The sequence below is a fragment of the Streptomyces sp. CA2R106 genome, assembly GCF_037034245.1.
In the GTDB taxonomy this organism is placed as follows: Bacteria; Actinomycetota; Actinomycetes; order Streptomycetales; family Streptomycetaceae; genus Actinacidiphila.
Genome location: NZ_JBAGKC010000044.1, coordinates 1 through 21,199 on the forward strand (window position 1 = coordinate 1; position 21,199 = coordinate 21,199).

A 21,199-nucleotide genomic window follows, 5' to 3' on the forward strand; every position below is an offset into this window, starting at 1 on the left:
GACTCGGACAGCTCCGCCACCAACTCCTCAGCCCCAGGCGCCGAACGCCCCCGCCGCGACACCAGCACCAGATCCCGCACCCCGTGCACCGCCACCAGATGCCGCGCCAACACCCCACCCAGACCGCCCGTACCACCCGTGACCAGAACCGTGCCCCCACCCACCAGCTCCTGACGCACCGTCAGCACAATCTTGCCGACATGCTTCGCCTGACTCATGAACCGGAACGCCTCCGGCGCCTGCCGCACCTCCCACTCCACGGTCGGCAGCGGCTCGATCGCGCCCGCCTCGAACAGCCCGGCCAGTTCGCGCAGCATCTGCTGGACCCGGTCGGGTCCGGCCTGCACCAGGTCGTAGGTGTGGTAACTGACGCCCGGGTAGGCGGACTCGACCTGCTCGTCCGTCCGCAGGTCGGCCTTGCCCATCTCGACGAACCGGCCGCCGCCCGGCATCAGCCGCATCGACGCGTCGATGAACTCACCGGTCAGCGAGTTCAGTACGACGTCCACGCCCCGGCCGCCGGTGACCCGCCGGAAGGCGTCCTCAAAGTCCAGGGTGCGCGAGGACGCCAAGTGGGCGGTGTCGACGCCGCGTTCGCGCAGCGCGGGCCACTTGCCCTCGCTCGCCGTCGTGAAGACCTCGGCGCCCAGGTGGCGGGCCAGTTGCAGCGCGGCCATGCCGACGCCGCCCGCACCCGCGTGGACGAGGACGCGCTCGCCCGGCCGGAGCCCGGCCAGGTCCACCAGGCCGTAGTACGCGGTGAGGAACACCGTCGGCACCGACGCGGCCGTGGTGAAGGACCAGCCCGCCGGGATCGGCGCGACCAGCCGCCGGTCGGTGACGGCCACGGAGCCGAGCCCGCCGTCGCTCAGGCCCATCACGCGGTCGCCGACCCGCAGGTCCGCCACGTCGGCGCCCACCTCGGTGACGACACCGGCCACTTCGCCGCCGAGCGGGCCCGCCTCGCCCGGGTACATGCCCAGCGCGTTGAGGACGTCGCGGAAGTTCAACCCCGCCGCCCGCACCTCGATCCTGATCTCGCCCCCGGCCAGCGGCCGTTCGGCCGCCGGGAAGGGCACCAGCCGCAGGTTCTCCAGCGTGCCCTTGGCGGTGGAGTCCAGGTGCCAGGCACCGCCGCCCTCCGGAACGGCCAGCCCGGTGTCCGCCCGCGACAGCCGCGCCGCGTGCAAGGTGCCCGCGCGGAGGGCCAGTTGGGGTTCGCCGGTGCCGCGTACGGCGGCGAGCAGCCCGGCCGTCAGACCGGTGGCGGCGTCGGTATCGACCAGGGTGATCCGGCCCGGCTGCTCCGCCTGCGCCGAACGCACCAGGCCCCACACGGCCGCGGCGCCCAGGTCCGCCACCCTCTCGCCGGGAGCGGCGGCGACCGCGCCCGAGGTCACCACGACCAGCTCCCGGCCGCCGGACTGCCATGTCCGGAGCTGCTCCAGCATCCACCCGGTCGCCTCGTGCGCGCCGCGCACCGGGTCCGCGCCGCCGGCCACCGCGACCACCAGCGGCAGCGCCGCGTCCGCCTGCGGGTCCACCAGGCCGGCGTGCGCGTACGGTGCCGCGCCCGGCAGCAGGTCCGCGGCCACACCGGGCCCGGCCACCACCCCGGCGGCCACGCTCTCCCAGTCCGCCGCCTGCGGCTCCCGGACCTCCAACGGCTGCCATTCCAGGGCGAGTACGGCCTCGTCGCCGCCGCCCGCGGACGTCAGCGCCTGCGGGGTCAGCGGGCGGACGACCAGCGACCCCAGTGACAGCACCGCGTCACCGGACTCGTCGGCGACCGCGATCGACAGCGCGTCGGGGCCGGTCCTGGTCAGGCAGGCCCGGACCCGGCTCGCGCCGGAGGCGTGCAGCGCCACGTCGCCGAAGCTGAACGGCAGCCGCCCGTACTCCGCCGGCTCCAGGTCCACGAATGCCAGCGCGTGCATCACCGCGTCCAGCAGCGCCGGGTGCAGGCCGAAGCCGTCCGCCCGGCCCGACTGCGGTTCGGGCAGGGCCACTTCGGCGAAGACATGCCCGTCGTGCCGCCACGCCCGCGCCAGCCCCTGGAACGACGGGCCGTACACGAAGCCCTGCTCGGCGATCCGCTGGTAGATCCCCTCGGTCGCCAACTCCTCGGCGCCGGGCGGCGGCCACACCCCGGCCAGCACCTCGAAGCCGGCCGCGGCCGCGCCCGCCGCGCTGTCCACGGCGCCGCTGGCGTGCCGCACCCACGGCCGGTCGGCGCCGTCGTCGGGGCGCGCGTACACGGTGACCGGGCGCTGCCCCTCCTCGGCCTCCCCGACGACGACCTGCACCTGGACGCCGCCGCGCGCGGGCAGCACCAGCGGCGCCTCCACGATCACCTCGCGGACCCGGCCGCAGCCGACCGCGTCCGCGGCGTGCACCGCCAGCTCCACGAAGCCGGTGCCGGGGAAGAGCACCGCCCCCTGCACGGCGTGGTCGGCCAGCCACGGCTGCGCGGCCACCGACAGCCGCGACGTGAACACCACGCCGCCGCCCTCGGGCGAGGGCACCACCGCGCCCAGCAGCGGGTGGGCGACCGCCGCCAGCCCGGCGGCCGCCACGTCCGCCGCTCCCGTGCCGCCCTCGGGCCAGTACCGCCGCCGCTGGAAGGCGTACGTCGGCAGGTCCACCCGGCGCCGCCCGGCCCCGCCGACCAGGCGGTCCCACCCGACCGGCACCCCTTCGGCGAACAGCCGCGCCAGCGCCAGCAGTACGGTACGGCCGCCGGCCCGGTCTCGGCGCTGCAACGCCACCGCGGTGGCGTCCTCCCGCTCCACCAGCCCGGCCAGCACCGCGTCGGGGCCCGCCTCGACGAAGGTGTCCACGCCCTGCCCGGCCAGCCACGCCAGCCCGTCCGCGAAGCGGACCGCCGAACGCACCTGCTGCGCCCAGTACGTGGGGGACGTCATGTCCGCGGGCTCACCCGTCAGGTTCGACACCACGGGGACACGGGGCTCGGCGAACGTCACGTCGGCGATCGCCGCGGTGAAGTCCGCCAGCATCGGGTCCATGAGCGCCGAGTGGAACGCGTGCGAGACCCGCAGACGCGTCGTCTTCACGCCCAGCGCCTTGAAGTGCTCCCGCACGGCGAGGACAGCGGCTTCGTGGCCCGAAACGACCACCGAGCCGGGCGCGTTGACCGCCGCGAGGGACACCTCGTCGGACAGATGCGGCCGTACGTCCTCCTCCGGCGCGGCAATCGCCACCATCGCCCCACCCGCCGGAAGCGCCTGCATCAAACGCGCCCGCGCCGCCACGAGCCGGCAGGCGTCCGCCAGGTCGAAGACCCCCGCCACATGAGCCGCCGCCACCTCACCAATGGAATGGCCGAGCAGATAGTCCGCCCGCACCCCGAAGGACTCCAGCAACCGGAACAACGCCACCTCAACCGCGAACAACGCCGGCTGCGCCCACCCCGTCGCGTTCAGCACCTCCGCATCCTCACCCCACACCACCTCCCGCAGCGGCACATCGAGGTGCCGGTCCAACTCGGCCACGACCTCGTCGAAGGCCGCAGCGAACACCCCCGACTCCTCGTACAGCTCCCGCCCCATCCCGAGGCGTTGCGCACCCTGGCCGGTGAACAGCACCGCCACCCGGCGCCCGTTGCGCGCCACGCCCTGCGCCACACCCGCAGCCGACTCACCGGCCGCCAACGCCCGTAGTCCGGCCGTCAGTTCATCGGCATCGGCGCCGACCACCACCGCGCGGTGGTCGAAGAGGGAGCGGGACCGCAGCAGCGAGTACGCCACGTCGGCCGGGTCCGGACCGCCGTCCTGCGCGACGCGCGCCAGCAGCCGTTCGGCCTGCGCGGCCACGGCGTCGGCCGACCGCCCGGAGACGACCCACACGGTCTGCGTGCCGATCGCGGTGCCCGGCTCGGCTTCCACCGGGGGCTCGGCTTCCACCGGGGGCGCGGCCTCCAGCGGGGGCGCGGCCTCCAGCGGGGGCGCGGCCTCCAGGATCACGTGCGCGTTGGTGCCGGACACGCCGAAGGAGGAGACGCCCGCGCGGCGCGGGCGCCCGGTCTCCGGCCACGGCTGCTGCTCGGTGAGCAGCCGCACCCGGCCTGCGGTCCAGTCCACATGGGTGCTCGGCTCGTCCACGTTCAAGGTGGGCGGCAGCGCGCCGTGCCGGATGGCCTGCACCATCTTGATGGCCCCGGCGGCGCCGGCGGCGGCCTGCGCGTGGCCGATGTTGGACTTGATGGTGCCCAGCCACAGCGGCCGGTCGTCGGGGCGGCCCTGCCCGTAGGTCGCGAGCAGCGCCTGCGCCTCGATCGGGTCGCCCAGCGTCGTGCCGGTACCGTGCGCCTCCACCACGTCCACTTCGGAGGGCGACAGCGAGCCGGCGGCCAGCGCCTGGCGGATGACGCGCTGCTGGGAGGGGCCGTTGGGCGCGGTCAGGCCGTTGGACGCGCCGTCTTGGTTGACGGCACTGGAGCGGACGACCGCCAGCACCTCGTGGCCGTTGCGCCGCGCGTCGGACAGCCGCTCCAGGACGAGGATGCCCGCGCCCTCCGACCAGCTGGTGCCGTCGGCGGCCTCGGCGAACGCCTTGACCCGCCCGTCGGGGGCCAGCCCGCCCTGGCGGCTGAACTCGGTGAACCCGACCGGGCTGACCAGCACGTTGACGCCGCCGGCCAGCGCGAGCGAGCACTCGCCGGAGCGCAGCGCCTGCCCGGCCCAGTGCATCGCCACCAGCGAGGAGGAGCACGCGGTGTCCACGGTGACGGCCGGTCCCTCCAGCCCGAGCACGTACGACAGCCGGCCGGAGATGACGGAGAGCAGCCCGCTGGTCATGCGGTGGCTCTCGGTCTCGGGCAGGTCGTCGATGGCCTCCAGGTAGCCGGAGGCGGCGGCGCCGACGAAGACGCCGGTGGCGCTCCCGGCCAGGGTGGCCGGGTCGATCCCGGCGTGCTCCAGCGACTCCCAGGCCACCTCCAGCAGCAGCCGCTGCTGCGGGTCCATCGCCAGCGCCTCGCGCGGCGAGATCCCGAAGAAGCCCGCGTCGAACTCCGTGGCGGAGTCGACGAATCCGCCTTCGCGGGTGATCGAGGCGCCGGGGCGGTAGCCGGCGGGGTCGTGGAGCGCGTCGAGGTCCCAGCCGCGGTCGCCGGGGAAGCCCGAGACGGCGTCCGTGCCGGAGGCGACCAGCTGCCACAGCTCGTCGGGGCCGGTGACGCCGCCGGGGAAGCGGCAGGCCACGCCGACCACGGCGATCGGGTCGTCGGTGAGCTGCTGGGGTACGGGCAGGGCGGTGCGGTCCTGCTCGGCCGCGTCGCCGAACCGCTCGGCGAGGTGGCCGGCCAGCCGGGCGGCGCTGGGGTAGTCGAAGACCAGGGTGGCGGGCAGGCTGGTGCCGGTCGCGGTCTGGAGCCGGTTGCGCAGTTCGACGGCGGTCAGGGAGTCGAAGCCGACCTCGCGGAAGGCCTGGCCGGGGTCGATCTCGTCGCCGCCGCTGTGTCCCAGGACGGCGGCGGCGTGGTCGCGGACCAGGGTGGTGAGGTAGGCGCGCCGTTCGGCGGCGGGCATGGCGGAGACCCGGGCGGCGAAGCCGTCTCCGTCGTCCTCGGACGGCTCGCCGGCGGCCGGGGCCGCCTCGGGGAGCAGAGCGAAGAGGTTGCTCGGGCGGGCCAGGGTGAAGGCGGGGACGAACTTCGCCCAGTCCATGTCGGAGACGGTGAGCACGGTCTCGTCCTGCTCCAGGACGCGCTGCATGGCCGCGATCGCGAGGTCCGGCTGCATGGCGAGCACACCCATGCGCCGCAGGTAGTCCACGAACTGGGCGTCGATGTCGGTCAGTCCGGGCCCGGCCCAGCCGCCCCAGGCGATCGACGTGGCGGTCCGCCCCTGGGCGCGGCGGTACTCGGCAAGGCTGTCCAGGCAGGCGTTGCCCGCCGCGTAACCGCCCTGCCCCGCGCCGCCCCACGAGGCCGCGCCGGAGGAGAACAGCACGAACGCGTCCAGCTCCATGCCGGCGGTCAGCTCGTCCAGCAGCAGGGCGCCTTCGCCCTTGACCCGCAGTTCGAACGCGAGCTGGTCGGGCGTGAGGTCCGCCACCGGTGTCAGTGCGCTGCCGACGCCCGCGGCGTGCACGACCGTGCGCAGCGGCATGTCGTGCGGTATCGCGGCGAGGACGGCGGTCATGGCCGCCCGGTCGGCGACGTCGCAGGCGTGCACGCTGACGCGTACGCCGGACTGCTCCAGTTCGGTGCGCAGTTCGGCCGCGCCGGGCGCGTCCGGGCCGCGGCGGGAGAGCAGCACCAGGTGCTCGGCGCCGCGTTCGGCGAGCCAGCGGGCGACGTGGGCGCCGAGGCCGCCGGTGCCGCCGGTGACCAGGGCGGTGCCGCTGGTCGTCCACGCTTCGGCGGTGCCGTGCACCGCGGCGCGTGTCAGCCGGCGGGCGAGCACCCCGAAGGCGCGTACGGCGAGTTGGTCCTCGCCGTGGCCGCCGGTGAGCACACCGCCGAGGCGGGCCGCGGCGGCCGGGTCGTAGGTCGCGGGCAGGTCGGCCAACCCGCCCCACAGGTCGGGCAGTTCGAGGGCGGCGACCCGGCCCAGGCCCCAGACGGCGCCCTGCCACATGCCGGCGGTGGCCTCGCCGGGGCGGGTGGTGGCGGCGCCGCGGGTGAGGACCCACAGCGGTGCCGCAAGGCCGGCCGCGCGCAGCGCCTGGACCAGCAGGAGGGTGGCCGCGGGGCCGTCTTCGCCGGTGGGCGGCAGCCAGGCGACGCCGTCGTACCGCTGCCCGGCGAGGTGTTCGTCGGTGGCGTCGGCGGGGGTGAGGACGGCGGTGTCCGGGCCGAGGGCGGTGGCGACGCCGGCGGTCCAGGGGTCGGCGGGGTCGGCGGCGACCACGAGCCAGCGGCCGCCGGGCGGGCCCTGGCGCAGGCCGTCGACCGGCACCCAGGTCGGGCGGTAGGTCCAGTCGTCGGCGGCGGCTTCCCGCGTGCGGCGCTCGCGCCAGTCCAGCAGGGCCGGGGCCAGTTCGGCGGCGACCTCGTCGGCCACGCCGAGCGCACCGGCCAGCCGTCCGCCTTCGACGTCGGCCCAGAACAGCGCGTCCAGCGGGTCGCGGCCCGCGGCCGGTTCCGGCGCCGCGTTCCAGAACCGGCGGTGCTGGAAGGCGTACGTGGGCAGGTCGACGCGGCGCGGGGTGTGCCCGGTGAACAGGCCGTCCCAGACGACGGGCACGCCGTGCGTGAACAGGTGGGCGGCCGAGGCCAGCATCCGGGCGGGGCCGCCCTCGTTGCGGCGCAGGGTGCCGGTGACGGCCGCGTCGGCGGCGAGGTCGGGGTAGTGGGTGTCGAGGGTCTCCTGGAGCGGCACCGTCAGGACCGGGTGGGCGCTGGTCTCGACGAACGCGCCGAAGCCGTCCTCGACCATGGCGCGGGTGGTCTGCTCGAACAGCACCGGCGAGCGCAGGTTGCGGTACCAGTACTCGGCGTCGAGCGTGGCGGTGTCGACGAGGGCGGCGTCGACGGTGGAGTACATCGGGATGGTGCCGGCCCGGGGCCGGACGAAGGACAGTTCGTCGAGCAGCCGTGTCCGCAGCGGCTCCAGGGCGGGCGAGTGGGAGGCGGCCTCGCCGAGGATGCGGGCGGGCACGCCGGCGGCGGCGCACTCGGCGAGGTAGGCGGTGACGTCGGCCATGCTGCCGGAGACGGTGACCGCGGAGCCGGAGTTGACGCCCGAGACGTACAGCTCGGCGTACTTGGCGATCTGCTCCTCTACGGCGGCCTGGCCGAGTTTGACGGTGGCGATGGCGCCGGTGCCGAACAGGACGTTCTCGAAGATGTTGCCGCGTACGAGCACCACGCGGTAGGCGTCGGTCAGTGAGAGCGCGCCGGCCACGTGGGCGGCGGCGACCTCGCCCTGGGAGTGCCCGACGACGGCGGCCGGCTCCACGCCCATGGCGCGCCAGACCTCGGTGAGGGCGACCATCATCGTGAAGAAGACCGGGTGGTAGACGTCGATGCGCTTGAGCAGGTCCGCGGACTGCTCGGGGTGGCGCAGCACGTCCAGCAGCGACCAGTCGACCAGCGGGTCCAGCGCCTCGGCGCACTCCTCGACCTTCGCGGCGAACACCGGTGAGCTGGCGAGGAGTTCGGTGGCCATGCCGGCCCACTGGGAGCCCTGGCCGGGGTAGACGAAAACGGCTCGGCCGCCGGTGCGGGCGGCGCCGGTGACGGCGTTTGCGGCCGGCTCCCCGGCGGCGAGTGCGGCCAGGCCCGCGACCAGCTCGTCCCGGTCGGCGCCGACGACGACGGCGCGGTGGTCGAAGAGGGCGCGGGTGTGCAGCAGCGACCAGCCGACGTCGGCGGGGTCGAGGCCGGGGTCGTCCTGGACGCGTGCCAGCAGGCGGCCCGCCTGTCCGGCGAGGGCCTTGGCACTGCGGGCGGACAGCGTCCAGGCCATGCTGGTGCGGGGCGCGAACAGGCCGGGGCCGGCGGCGTCTACGACGTCTACGGGTGCGGCTGCGGACTCCGCCGGGGCATCGGCTTCGAGGATGACGTGGGCGTTGGTGCCGGACACGCCGAAGGAGGAGACGGCCGCGCGGCGCGGGTGCCCGGTCCGCGGCCAGGGCCGGTGGTCCGTCAGCAGCCGCACCTGGCCGGAGGTCCAGTCGACGTGCGAGGTGGGCTGGTCGGCGTGGAGGGTGGGGGGCAGCGCGCCGTGGCGCATCGCCTCGATCATCTTGATGACCCCGGCGACGCCGGCGGCGGCCTGGGTGTGGCCGATGTTGGACTTGATGGAGCCGAGCCACAGCGGCTGGTCGACGGGGCGGCCCTGCCCGTAGGTGGCCAGCAGCGCCTGTGCCTCGATGGGGTCGCCGAGCGTGGTGCCGGTGCCGTGGGCCTCGACGGCGTCCACGTCGGCCGGCGTGAGGCCCGCGGCGGCCAGTGCCTGGCGGATGACGCGCTGCTGGGCGGGGCCGTTGGGCGCGGTGAGACCGTTGGAGGCGCCGTCCTGGTTGACGGCGCTGGAGCGGACGACCGCCAGCACCTCGTGGCCGTTGCGCCGGGCGTCGGACAGCCGCTCCAGCACGAGGACGCCGACGCCCTCGCTGAAGCCGGTGCCGTCGGCGGTCTCGGCGAAGGCCCGGCAGCGGCCGTCGGGTGAGACGGCGCCGCCCTGCCGGCTGAACTCCACGTAGGTGCTGGGGGTCGCCATCACGGTCACGCCGCCGGCCAGGGCGAGGGTGCACTCGCCGGAGCGCAGCGCCTGCCCGGCCCAGTGCATCGCCACCAGCGACGAGGAGCAGGCGGTGTCCACGGTGACGGCCGGGCCCTCCAGGCCCAGGACGTAGGAGACGCGGCCGGAGGCGACGGCGCCGTTGGCGCCCAGGCCCGCCGAGCCGGTGCCCTCGGTGGCGTCGGGCTGGTCGGAGGCCGGGTAGTCGTGGTACATCAGGCCGGTGAAGACGCCGGTGGACGAGCCGGCGAGGGTGCGCGGGTCGATCCCGGCGTGCTCCAGGGCCTCCCAGGACACCTCCAGCAGCAGCCGCTGCTGCGGGTCCATCGCCAGCGCCTCGCGGGGGGAGATGCCGAAGAACCCGGCGTCGAAGTCCGCGGCGGCGGTGAGGAATCCGCCCTCGCGGGTGAGGGAGGTGTTCGGGCGCTGCCCGGTGGGGTCGTGCAGCTGCTCGACGTCCCAGCCGCGGTCGGCGGGGAAGACCGAGACCGCGTCGGTGCCGGAGGCGACCAGCCGCCACAGGTCGTCGGGGCCGGTCACCCCGCCGGGGAAGCGGCAGGCCATGCCGACGACGGCGAGCGGTTCCCGGGATTTCGACTCGAGTTCCGAGAGCCGGTTCCGGGTTCGCTTGAGCTCCGAAGTCACTTTCTTCAGATACTCGAAGGACTTGTCGTCACTCACTATCGCTCCCACGGCCCCGAGCCGGTCGACGTCCGATACACGGTCGGCATATCAGGAAAACGAGAAGCCGCCGGAAGAAACCGTCCTGACGGTCCGTCGAGAACCGTCGCGGATTCTCCGTGTGCTCCGTGCCAGGCGTACGCGGCATCTCGTTTCCCGGTAGGCTACCCAGGCTCCCGACCGCCCCGGTCCCCCTATCCGCCCCCTAGGAACGGGATGCGGGCGCCGGCTTTGCGGCGGGGTCCCTTTCTTACCCTCGGTAGCGTCGCGGGGTGCCGCGGCCGGGCCCGCGGGAGTGCGCGTCGGGCGTTGCGCGGTACCGCCGCACCCCGCTTGAGCTGGCCGGGAAGGGGCAGTTGGCGGCGGTGGGGCGTTAGGGGTGAGGCGCGGGCTAGGGGTGACGGCCGGGCCCGGAGTTAGGGGTTCCGGCCGTGGCGGCGGGCACGGGATGATCCGTTGCGCCGTACTGAACAGTAGCCGCCGCGCCGCCGGGCCACTATTGCCCCCGGCCCCGCGGAAATAGGCGGCACCCATGACCGGTCGGCGCTTCTCCGGACGTCTTCGGGGACGAATGTTAGGGGTGTCGGGCCACTTGCCCGCTCCCGTAAATTCGTCCTTGTCGTCCTGCACGCCAGGAATTTCGTCCGGCCCGAGGTGAGGCTACATGGAACCCATGACCGAGGCAGTTCTCCGGGGTGCCGACCCGGACGAGTTGAGCCGCTTGCCGGTGCCCGAGGAATACCTCGCGGCGCATCTGCGGCAGGAGGACGCGGGCGTGTTCATGGGCATGGACAGTGCCGCCAAGGACGTCCGCCAGGCGGTGCGCGTGGGCCGGGTGCCGATGCCGGAACTGGCGCCCGACGAGGTGCTGGTGGCGGTGATGGCCAGCTCCGTCAACTACAACACCGTGTGGTCGGCGATGTTCGAGCCGATCTCCACCTTCGACGCGCTCAAGCGGCTGGCCAAGGGCGGCGGTTGGGACGCCCGGCACGACCAGCCCTACCACGTGCTCGGCTCCGACGCCGCGGGCGTGATCGTCCGCACCGGCTCCGGGGTGCGCCGCTGGCACGTCGGCGACCACGTCTCCGTCTCCCCCGTGCTCGCCGACGCCGAAGACCCCAGGACGCACGCCGACAGCCTGCTCTCCGACATGCAGGCGTGGGGCTACGAGACCAACTTCGGCGGCATGGCGCACTACGCGGTGGTCCGCGCCGGTCAGCTCATGCCCAAGCCCGGCCACCTCAGCTGGGAGGAGGCCGCCTGCATCCCGCTGTGCGGCGGCACCGCCTACCGGATGCTGATCGGCGAGCACGGCGCCCGGATGAAGCAGGGCGACGTGGTGCTGATCTGGGGCGCGACCGGCGGGCTCGGCTCGTTCGCCGTGCAGATGGTCAAGAACGGCGGCGGCGTGCCCGTCGGCGTGGTCAGCTCCGAGCCCAAGGCGGAACTCGCCCGCCGGCTCGGCTGCGACGTGGTGATCAACCGCCAGGAGATCGGCATCGGCTCCCAGCCGGAACCCGGGGCCGCCACGGTGAAGCTCGCCAAGCGGCTGGGCCGCGCGATCCGCCAGGAGGTCGGCGAGGACCCGCACATCGTCTTCGACTACATCGGCCGGGCCACCTTCGGCATGTCGGTGATCGTGGCCCGCCGCGGCGGCGCCGTCGTCACCTGCGGTTCCAGCTCCGGCTACGAGCACCACTACGACAACCGCTACCTGTGGATGAACCTCAAGCGCATCATCGGCAGCCACGGCATGAACCTCGCCGAGGCCACCGAGGCGATGCGGCTGAGCCGGCTCGGCAAGCTCTCCCCGGTGCTGTCCGCGGTGTACCCGCTGGCCGAAGCGGGCGAGGCGACCCGGCTGGTGCAGACGAACGGGCACACCGGCAAGGTCGGTGTGCTGTGCATGGCCCCCGAGGAGGGCCTCGGCGTCACCGACCCGCAACTGCGCGCCCGGCTGGGTGAGCACACGCTCAACCCGCTCCGGTCCGCGTAGGGCGGGCCCGCAACAGGAGGTGTGCCCCACGTGACCGCCATGGAACTCGCCTTACCGGCCGAGGTCGCCCGCACCCTGCCCGAGGCACTGCGGGCCAGGAGCGAGCAGCAGCCCGACGCCGTCGCGTACGTCTTCCTGCGCGACGGCGAGAACCCCGAGCAGACCCTGACCTACGGCGCGCTGGACCGGGCGGCCCGCGCCCGGGCGGCCGCCCTGGAGGCGGCCGGGCTCGCCGGCGGCACCGCGCTGCTGCTCTACCCGTCCGGCCTGGAGTTCGTCGCCGCCCTGCTCGGCTGCATGTACGCCGGGACCGCGGGCGCGCCCGTGCAGGTGCCGACCCGCCGCCGCGGCATGGAGCGGGCCCGCCGGATCGCCGAGGACGCGGGCGCCAAGACGATCCTCACCACCCCTGCGGTCAAACGGGAGTTGGAGGAGCGCTTCGGCGACCTGCTGACCGGCCTGACCCTGATCGACACCACCGCGCTGCCGGACGCCCCGCCCGCCGGGTGGACTCCGCGGCCGCCCGCCCCGGACGACCTGGCGCTGCTCCAGTACACCTCCGGCTCCACCGGCGACCCCAAGGGCGTCGAGGTCACCCACGCCAACTTCCGCGCCAACGTCGCGGAGACCGTGGCGCTGTGGCCGGTGGGGTCGGACGGGACCGTCGTGAACTGGCTGCCGCTCTTCCATGACATGGGCCTGCTCTTCGGCGTGGTGCTGCCGCTGTTCACCGGCGTCCCGGCCTACCTGATGGCGCCCCAGGCGTTCATCCGGCGGCCCGCGCGCTGGCTGGAGGCGATCTCCCGCTTCCGCGGCACCCACGCCGCCGCGCCCAGCTTCGCCTACGAGCTGTGCGCGCGTGTCGCCGCGGACACCGTGGCGGCCGGCCTCGACCTGTCGTCCTGGCGGGTCGCGGTCAACGGCGCCGAGCCGGTGCGCTGGGCGACCGCACGGGACTTCACCGCCGCCTACGCGCCCGCCGGGTTCCGGCCGCAGGCCATGTGCCCGGGGTACGGCCTGGCCGAGAACACCCTCAAGCTCAGCGGCAGTCCGGCCGACCGGGTGCCCACGCTGCTGCGGGTCGACGCCGGGGCGCTCCAGGACGGCCGGGTGGTGCCGCTGACCGGCGCGGCGGCCGGGGACGGCGTGCCGCTGATGGGGTGCGGTGCGCCCGCGCCGACCACGCGGGTGGCCGTGGTGGACCCCGAGCGCGGCAGCGAGCAGCCGCCCGGGCGGGTCGGCGAGTTGTGGATCAACGGCCCCTGCGTCGCCCGCGGTTACCACGGCCGCCCGGCCGAGAGCGCCGCCGCCTTCGGCGCGGTGCTCGCCGGACGCGGCGCGGACGGCACCTGGTTGCGGACCGGCGACCTGGGGTTCGTGCACGACGGGGAGGTCTTCGTCGCCGGGCGGCTGAAGGACGTGGTCATCCACCAGGGCCGCAACTTCTACCCGCAGGACATCGAGCTGTCGGCCGAACTCGGCGACCAGGCACTGCGCCCCAACTGCGCGGCGGCCTTCGCCCTGGACGACGGGAGCACCGAGCGGCTCGTCCTGCTGGTGGAGGCCGACGGGCGGGCGCTGCGCAACGGCGGCGCCGACGCGCTGCGGGCCCGGGTGCGCGCGTCCGTCTGGGACCGGCAGCGGCTGAAGGTCGACGAGGTGGTGGTGCTGCGCCGCGGGGCGCTGCCGAAGACCTCCAGCGGCAAGGTGCAGCGCCGGCTGGCCCGCAGCCGCTACCTGGACGGCGAGTTCGGCCCGGTGACGGCGGCGGCGCCCCGGCGGGCGGCCGCACCGGAAGCCGCACCCGCACCCGAACCCACACCAACACCAACACCGGCACCGGCACGGGAGGCGTGATGGCAGGCACGGTCACCCCGCTGGGTACGGCCACCTCGGCGGCCGGCTCGCGCATCCTGGGCGTCGGCGCCTACCGGCCCGGCCGGGTGGTGCCGAACGACGAACTCGTCCCGCTGATCGACTCCAGCGACGAGTGGATCAGGCGGCACTCCGGGATCGTCACCCGCCGCTTCGCCGACGCGGAGGAGACCGTCGTCGCGATGGCGGTCGCCGCGTCGCTCAAGGCGCTCGCCCAGTCCGGGGTGGCCGCCGAGGACATCGACCTGGTGCTGCTGGCCACCATGTCCCACCTGGAGCAGTCGCCCGCCGCCGCACCGCAGGTCGCGCACCAGGCCGGCGCCGCGGCGGCCGCGGCGATGGACGTGAGCGCGGCCTGCGCCGGCTTCGTGCACTCCCTCGCCCTGGCCGACGGGCTGATCAGGACCGGGGCCTGCCGGCACGTGCTGGTGGCCGGCTCGGAGCGGATGAGCGACATCGTGGACCCGCGCGACCGGGCCACCGCGTTCCTGTTCGGCGACGGCGCCGGCGCGGCGGTGGTCGGCCGGTCCGACACCCCCGGGATCGGCCCGGTGGTGTGGGGCGCCGACGGCGGGCAGAAGGAGACGATCACGCACTCCGCGTCGTGGCTGGAGCTGCGGGACGGCGCCACGCCCTGGCCGACGCTGCGGATGAACGGCCCTGCCGTCTACCGGTGGGCGATCGGGCTGGTCCCCGACCTGTGCCGCCGGGCGCTGGCCGCGGCCGGCACCTCCCCGTCGCAGCTGGGCGCCTTCATCCCGCACCAGGCCAACCTGCGGATCGTCGAGTCGGCGGCGGCCGCGCTCGGCCTGCCACCACACGTGGCGGTGGCCCGCGACGTGGTGGACACCGGCAACACCTCGGCGGCGTCGATCCCGATGGCGATGGAGCGCATGTTGGCGCAGGGCCGCGCCGGCAGCGGCGACCTCGCGCTGCTCGCGGGCTTCGGCGCCGGGCTCAACCACGGCGCCCTGGTGGTCGCCCTGCCCTGAGCGGGCCCGGCGGACGGCGCCGGCCGCATGCCCGCGGCCGGCGCCGAAACCATTCCTGTGAACATGGCGTTTTGTCATGGCACACCTCTGGCCAGGGCCTCACATGTGCGTATACCGTTGCGAATGATTTCGCCGGAATACGGCCACGGAACCCTGAAGCACAATTACCGTCAGGGATGCGTATAAATCACTTCAACGGGCGCGCTCTTCCCAAATGCGGACCAGGGGCAGCAGAAAGCCAGCGACCCGGCATCCGCCGCCAAGGCCGCAGCGGTCAGCATGGACCACTGCCCGGAACGCGGCCAAGAGAAAGTCAAGAACACGCCATCACCCCGCAAAGACAGGCGCCCTTGACAGGCGATACACGGCCTGACGTATGCTCTGCGCACGAACGTCTGACAATTCACATTCACGCACCGGATATACTCGAAATCCACTCCCTATTCGCACGCGTTTTCGTGGGGGAAGCATTGGACATCGGGATTCTCGGGCCACTGGTCGTCGGCGCCAACGACCAGGACGCGGCGCCGAGCGCACCGAAGCCCCGGCAGCTGCTGGCGCTCCTGGCGGTCCGGGCCGACCGCGTGGTCCCGGTCGACGTGCTGGTCGACGAGTTGTGGGAGAGCGCTCCACCGCCCAGCGCGCTCACCACGGTGCAGACCTACATCGTGCTGCTGCGCCGGCTGCTGGCGGCCGCGTTACGGGTCAGCGGCGCGGTGGTGGCGCAGCAGGTACTGACGTACACCGGTTGGGGATACCAGTTGTCGGCGGGCGAGGGCGCCCACGACGCCAGCGACTTCACCCGGCACGCCGCCCTCGGCCGCCGGGCGCTGGCCGCCGGGGACAACAGCCGGGCCTCGGCCGCCCTGCGCCAGGCGCTCGCCTGCTGGCGCGGACCGGCGCTGGTGGACGTGCGCACCGGCCCGCAACTGCTGGCCCACCGCGTCTCCCTGGAGGAACAGCGCATGGGCACCCTGGAGCAGCGCATTGAGGCCGACCTGCGGCTGGGCCGGCACCACGAGGTCATCGGAGAACTCTCCGGCCTGGTGGTCCAGCACCCGCTGCACGAGAATATCCACTCCCTTTTGATGGTGGCGCTGTACCGCTCGGGCCGCCCCGGCCAGGCGCTGGAGACTTTCCAGACGCTCCACCAGAACCTGCGCGACGAATTGGGAATGGAACCGTCGCCGCGTATACGGACGGTCCAGCAGGGAATTCTGCGCCGGGACTCGTCGCTGGAGGCCGACCAGGAGTCCAAGCTGTTCCTCCAGCAACTGACGCCCTGCCACCCCGCGAGCTGACCGCCGTCAGAAGCCGCACGCGGCGGAAAGCCGCCGCACCGCAGGTGCTCCCGGCCGGCGCCGGACCGGCCTGCGGCGGAGCGCCGGGCGCCGAGCGGCGCGTACGGCGGCGCCGCGGGCCGGATGTATTCTCCCGGCGGGGAACAGCGGCGGGGAACAGCGGAACTCAACGAGGCGGTCGCAGTGGCGCAGGACCGGAAGTCGGGGCGGGCGGGGCGGAGCGCGGTGCAGCAGGGCATCCGCCAGGCGCTCGCGGCCGGGGACATGGTGCCCGGCCAGCGGCTGGTGGAGCAGGAGCTGTCGGACGGCTTCGGCGTCACCCGCAGTTCGGTCCGCGAGGCCCTCCAGGAGCTGGCCGCCGAGGGGCTGGTGGAGTTGGTCCCCAACCGGGGCGCGCGGGTGCGCGTGGTGTCGGTGGAGGACGCCGTGCTGATCACGGAGTGCCGCTCGGCGCTGGAGGTCCTGTGCGCGCGGCGCGCGGCCGTGCACGCCACCGACGACCAGCGGCGCGCGCTCGAGGAGATCGGGGAGCGCATGCGCGCGGCCGTCGCCGAGGGGGCGCTGGACACGTATTCCGCGCTCAACCGCCGCCTGCACGACCTGGTGGCGGCCGCGAGCGGCCAGACGGTGGCCGAGTCGCTGCTCGACCGGCTCAACGGCCAGATGGTGCGCCACCAGTTCCGGCTGGCCGCCCGCGCCGGCCGCCCCGCCCAGTCGCTGCCGCAGCACCTGGCGATCATCGAGGCCGTCGCGGGCGGCGACGCGGACGCGGCGGAGAAGGCGACGCGGGCCCATCTCGACAGCGTGCTGGCGCAGTTGCGCGCCACCGCCGACAGCGGCCTGGGCGCGCTGTGAGGCGCGGCCAGGCCGGGCGGGCGGTGGCGCGCGGCCGGTTCACCAGGGCTGCGCCCCGCGGCCGGTCCACGCGGCGGTGACGCCGGGCGGTGTCACGCGGAAGTGACGTGCGGCGGTGTCACGCGGCGGTGGTGAACCCGGCGTCGAGCTCGGCGTTCAGCCGGACCCGGTCGATCGCGTTCTCCCACTTGCCGACCACCAGCGTGGCCACGCAGTTGCCCGCGATGTTGGTGAAGACGAAGGCCGCCGACAGGATGCTGTGGATGCCCAGCACCAGCGCGATGCTGTCCACCGGGATCTTGTGGGTGGAGCTGAGTGTCAGTGCCAGGACCGCGATCGCCGAGCCGGAGACCCCCGCGCCGCCCTTGGAGGTGAGCAGCAGGATCAGCAGCAGGCCGAGTTGGGCCTGCCAGCCCAGGTCGGTGCCGGTGGCCTGGGCGAGGAAGACGCTCACCGAGGCGAAGTACAGGCAGGTGCCGTCGTGGTTGAAGCTGTAGGCGGTGGGCAGCACCAGGCCGACCACCGACTCGTCGACGCCGAGCCGCTCCAGCTTCGAGGTGAGCTGCGGGAAGACGCTCTCCGAGGAGCTGGTGCCCAGCACCAGCAGCAGTTCGGCGCGGAAGTAGCGCAGCACCTTCAGCAGGCTGACGCCGGCGTACCGGGAGACCGGCCACAGCACCAGCAGGAAGAACAGCAGCACGATCAGGTAGAAGACGCCGATCAGCTTGCCCAGTGAGGTGAGCGTGCCCAGCCCGTACTTGGAGACGGTGTAGCCGATCGCGCCGAACGCGGCCAGCGGCGCGATCCGCATCACCTTGCCGATGATCCAGAACAGCGTGCGCTGCACGGTGCCGACCAGCTCCAGCACCGGGGCGCTGCGCTCGCCCAGCGAGGCCAGGCCGCAGGCGAACAGCACGGAGAAGACCAGCACCTGGAGGATGTCGCCCTGGGCGAACGCCTGCACCGCGGAGGTGGGGACCAGGCCGACGAGGAAGTCGTCGAAGCCCTCGGACTTGGCGGGTGCCGTGCCGGTGCCGCCCTGGTGCGACAGGTCGATGTGCACGCCGGAGCCGGGGTGCAGCACGTTGACCACGACCAGGCCGATGATCAGCGCGGCGGTGGTGATCACCTCGAAGTACACCAGGGCCCGGACGGCTATCCGGCCGACCTTCCCCAGGTCGCGCACGCTGGCGATGCCGTGGGTGACCGTGCAGAAGATGATCAGGCCGACGACCATCTGGATCAGGTGGATGAAGATGTCGCCGAGGAACTGCGTGTGCCGCCCCACCGCGGGGGCGTAGTTGCCCACGACGACGCCCAGCGCGACGCCTGCGAGGACCTGGACGGCCAGGTCCCGGTAGAACGGGGTAGGGGGTTTGGGCGCCGCGGGCGGCGCTCCCAGTGTGGCGGTCTCGCTCATCGTGGTATCCGGATTCTCCGTTGAAGGCCGGGTGGTCGGGTCTCGTCCGTGCGCCTCGGCGGACCCGTTGACGTCCCGACTGAATCCCACGTCGATCAGATTGTCAATAATCTTGCCGAAGATATGGTCGCCCGAAGCGCCCGCAATTCCGTACCGGCCGCGCGGCGCCACGACCTGCGCCGCTACCAGCCGTTCAGCCCGGTCGGCGGCTCGCTCGCCCGCAACTGCTCGATCACGCCCGCGAGTTGGGCCTCCGCCGCCGCGTCGGCCGCGTCCGGGTCGCCGGCCAGGACGGCGTCCACGATGGCCAGCAGCTGCGGCAGCGACTCCTGCGGGCGGCCGGGCCGCATGGCCAGGCGGAACTGGAAGCGCACCATCTGCGTGTTCAGCCGCTCCAGCTGGCGCCGGGCGACGGCCTGGCCGCTGAACTCGATGACCAGGTCGTGCAGGCGCCGGTTGAGCGCCGAGTAGTCCTCGAAGGCGCCCTCGGCGACCGCCGCGCGCAGCCGCTCGCCGACCTCGGCCAGCGCGGCGCGCTGCTGCTCGTCGGCGTGCTCGGCCGCCTTGCGCGCGCACAGCCGCTCCAGCGCGGAGCGGCACTCGGTGATCTGGACCGCCTCCTCCACCGAGACCACCCTGATCCGGGCGCCGCGGTTGGGCACCAGCTCCACCAGGTCGTCGGAGGCGAGGTCGAGCAGCGCCTCGCGGACCGAGCTGCGCGTCACCCCCATCCGGTCGGCGAGGTCCTGCTCCACCAGCCGCTGCCCCGGCACGAGGTCGCCGACCCACAGCGCGCGCCGGATCTGCGCACTGACGTGCAGCCGCCCGGCCGCGCCCTTCATACGTGTACTGGTCACCTGGACCGGACTCCTCTCCCTGGCTCCCCCGCACCCGCTCATCCGGCCGGTAACCTTACCATCGGCAATATTGTCAGCAATATGATTGACGACTACTATGCGGAGCGCAGCGCGCCCGGGCGCAGGGCCTTCTGGCCCCCGCCCGGCCACCCCGACCCGCGAGGAGAACCGCGTTGATCATCGACTGCCACGGCCACTACACGACCGCGCCCGCGGCGCTGGGCGACTGGCGCGACCGCCAGGTCCAGGCGCTGGCGGGCGACGGCGAACCGCCCCGGCCCGCGGACCTGCGGATCGGCGACGACGAGATCCGCGCGTCCATCGAGGCCAACCAGCTGCGGCAGATGGACGAGCGCGGTATCGACGTGACCGTCTTCTCCCCGCGCGCGTCCTTCATGGCCCACCACGTCGGCGACTTCGCCACCTCGGCGGCGTGGGCGCGGTGCTGCAACGACCTGTGCGCCCGCGTCGGCGAGCTGTTCCCGGACCGGTTCGCGCCGGCCGCGATGCTGCCGCAGTCCCCCGGGGTCGACCCGGCCACCTGCATACCGGAGCTGGTCCGCGCGGTCGAGGAGCTGGGCGCCGTCGCGGTCAACCTCAACCCCGACCCCTCCGGCGGCCACTGGAGCGCGCCGCCGCTCACCGACCGCTCCTGGTACCCGCTCTACGAGAAGATCACCGAACTCGACGTGCCGGTGATGGTGCATGTGAGCACCAGCGACAACCCCGCGTTCCACACCACCGGCGCGCACTACCTCAACGCCGACACCACCGCCTTCATGCAGCTGCTGCAAGGCGACCTGTTCGCCGACTTCCCCACGCTGCGGCTGGTCATCCCGCACGGCGGCGGCTCGGTGCCCTACCACTGGGGGCGCTTCCGCGGCCTGGCGCAGGCGCTCGGCAGGCCGGAGCCGGCGCAGCACCTGCTGGGCAACGTCTTCTTCGACACCTGCGTGTACCACCAGCCCGGCATCGACCTGCTGCTGAAGGTGCTCCCGCACGCCAACGTGCTCTTCGCCTCGGAGATGATCGGCGCGGTCCGCGGCGTCGACCCGGACACCGGGCACCACTTCGACGACACCCGCCGCTACGTCGAGCAGGCGGGCCTGGCGCCCGCGGACCTCGCCGCGATCACCGAGGGCAACGCCCGCCGGGTCTACCCCCGGCTCGACGCGCGGCTGCGCGCGGCCGGCCGCTGAGCCGCGCCCCCGCGCAGCTCACCCGCGCCCGCACCACACACCCCGCACCGCAGCACGTCCGAGCGGCATCCACCGAGAGGAACCCACCATGCAGGAACTCGGCGTCGTCCACACGACCATCGAGCGGGCCGACCCCGCCGCCGTGGCGCGGCTGTCCGCGCTGGGCGTGGCGACCGTGCACGAGGCGATGGGCCGGCTCGGCCTGATGCACCCGGCGATCCGCCCGGTCTACCCCGGCGCCCGGCTGTGCGGCACCGCGGTGACCGTGCTGCTCCAGCCCGGCGACAACTGGATGCTGCACGTCGCCGCCGAGCAGGTCCGGCCCGGTGACGTGGTGGTCGCCGCCTGCACCTCCGAGAGCCGCGACGGCTTCTTCGGCGAACTGCTGGCCACCTCGCTGCGGGCCCGCGGCGCGCGCGGCCTGGTGATCGACGGCGGCTGCCGCGACGTCGCCGACCTGGAGCGGATGGACTTCCCCGTCTTCAGCACCGCGATCCACGCCAAGGGCACCGTGAAGGCCACCCTCGGCTCGGTCAACGTGCCGGTGGTGTGCGCGAACACCCTGGTCACCCCGGGCGACGTGGTGCTCGCGGACGCCGACGGCGTGGTGGTCGTACCGGCCGCGCGGGCCACCGCGACCGCCGAGGCGGGCGAGGCCCGCGAAGCCGCCGAGGAGGTCAAGCGCGGCCGGCTCGCCGCGGGCGAACTCGGCCTGGACATCTACCGGATGCGCGAGACGCTGCGGGACCGCGGCCTGCGCTACGTCGACTGAACGGACCGGCCGACCGAGCCGACCGTGCCAACCGAAAGG

Annotated in this window: 10 protein-coding genes; 7 read left to right on the plus strand and 3 right to left on the minus strand. The window is 74.1% G+C overall.

The window, feature by feature from the left end; genetic code table 11:
* On the minus strand, positions 1-9,896 hold a 9,896-nt coding region (locus tag WA788_RS33515; RefSeq protein ID WP_443034135.1), incomplete at its 3' end, for a type I polyketide synthase.
* Between the two features lie 661 nt (positions 9,897-10,557).
* Here WA788_RS33515 and ccrA point away from each other — a divergent pair.
* The 5 genes from ccrA (at position 10,558) to WA788_RS33540 (ending at position 16,912) form a co-directional block, all read left to right on the plus strand.
* Positions 10,558-11,889 carry a crotonyl-CoA carboxylase/reductase gene (gene ccrA, locus WA788_RS33520; RefSeq protein ID WP_335984064.1) on the plus strand — a complete coding sequence of 444 codons (1,332 nt, stop codon included), beginning with the start codon at positions 10,558-10,560 and terminating at the stop codon, positions 11,887-11,889.
* Positions 11,890-11,928: 39 nt separating this feature from the next.
* On the plus strand, positions 11,929-13,746 hold the full coding sequence (locus tag WA788_RS33525; protein WP_335984107.1) for a fatty acyl-AMP ligase: 1,818 nt from the start codon (positions 11,929-11,931) through the stop codon (positions 13,744-13,746).
* Complete coding sequence (locus WA788_RS33530; protein ID WP_335984066.1) at positions 13,746-14,756, plus strand: beta-ketoacyl-ACP synthase III; 1,011 nt, start codon at positions 13,746-13,748, stop codon at positions 14,754-14,756. Before WA788_RS33525 ends, WA788_RS33530 begins: the two co-directional genes overlap by 1 nt.
* Positions 14,757-15,226: 470 nt before the next feature.
* Positions 15,227-16,057: an AfsR/SARP family transcriptional regulator gene (locus WA788_RS33535; RefSeq protein ID WP_335984068.1), complete on the plus strand. Its 831-nt coding sequence runs from the start codon at positions 15,227-15,229 to the stop codon at positions 16,055-16,057.
* A 183-nt stretch (positions 16,058-16,240) separates the two neighbouring features.
* Complete coding sequence (locus WA788_RS33540; protein WP_335984070.1) at positions 16,241-16,912, plus strand: GntR family transcriptional regulator; 672 nt, start codon at positions 16,241-16,243, stop codon at positions 16,910-16,912.
* Positions 16,913-17,030: 118 nt separating this feature from the next.
* On the opposite strand, the gene WA788_RS33545 is transcribed toward WA788_RS33540, so the two are convergent.
* Positions 17,031-18,332 (minus strand): cation:dicarboxylate symporter family transporter, encoded by a 1,302-nt coding sequence (locus WA788_RS33545; RefSeq protein WP_335984072.1) that lies wholly within the window; start codon positions 18,330-18,332, stop codon positions 17,031-17,033.
* Positions 18,333-18,514: 182 nt separating this feature from the next.
* Entirely contained in the window at positions 18,515-19,174 is a 660-nt protein-coding gene (locus WA788_RS33550) for a GntR family transcriptional regulator (RefSeq protein ID WP_335984109.1), read from the minus strand.
* A gap of 188 nt (positions 19,175-19,362) precedes the next feature.
* Here WA788_RS33550 and WA788_RS33555 point away from each other — a divergent pair, with 188 nt between their 5' ends.
* Both WA788_RS33555 and ligK read left to right on the plus strand, forming a co-directional pair.
* On the plus strand, positions 19,363-20,388 hold the full coding sequence (locus WA788_RS33555; RefSeq protein ID WP_335984074.1) for an amidohydrolase family protein: 1,026 nt from the start codon (positions 19,363-19,365) through the stop codon (positions 20,386-20,388).
* Between the two features lie 88 nt (positions 20,389-20,476).
* Positions 20,477-21,160, plus strand: a complete 684-nt coding sequence (ligK, locus tag WA788_RS33560) for a 4-carboxy-4-hydroxy-2-oxoadipate aldolase/oxaloacetate decarboxylase (protein WP_335984076.1) — start codon at positions 20,477-20,479, stop codon at positions 21,158-21,160.
* Positions 21,161-21,199: the final 39 nt, after the last annotated feature.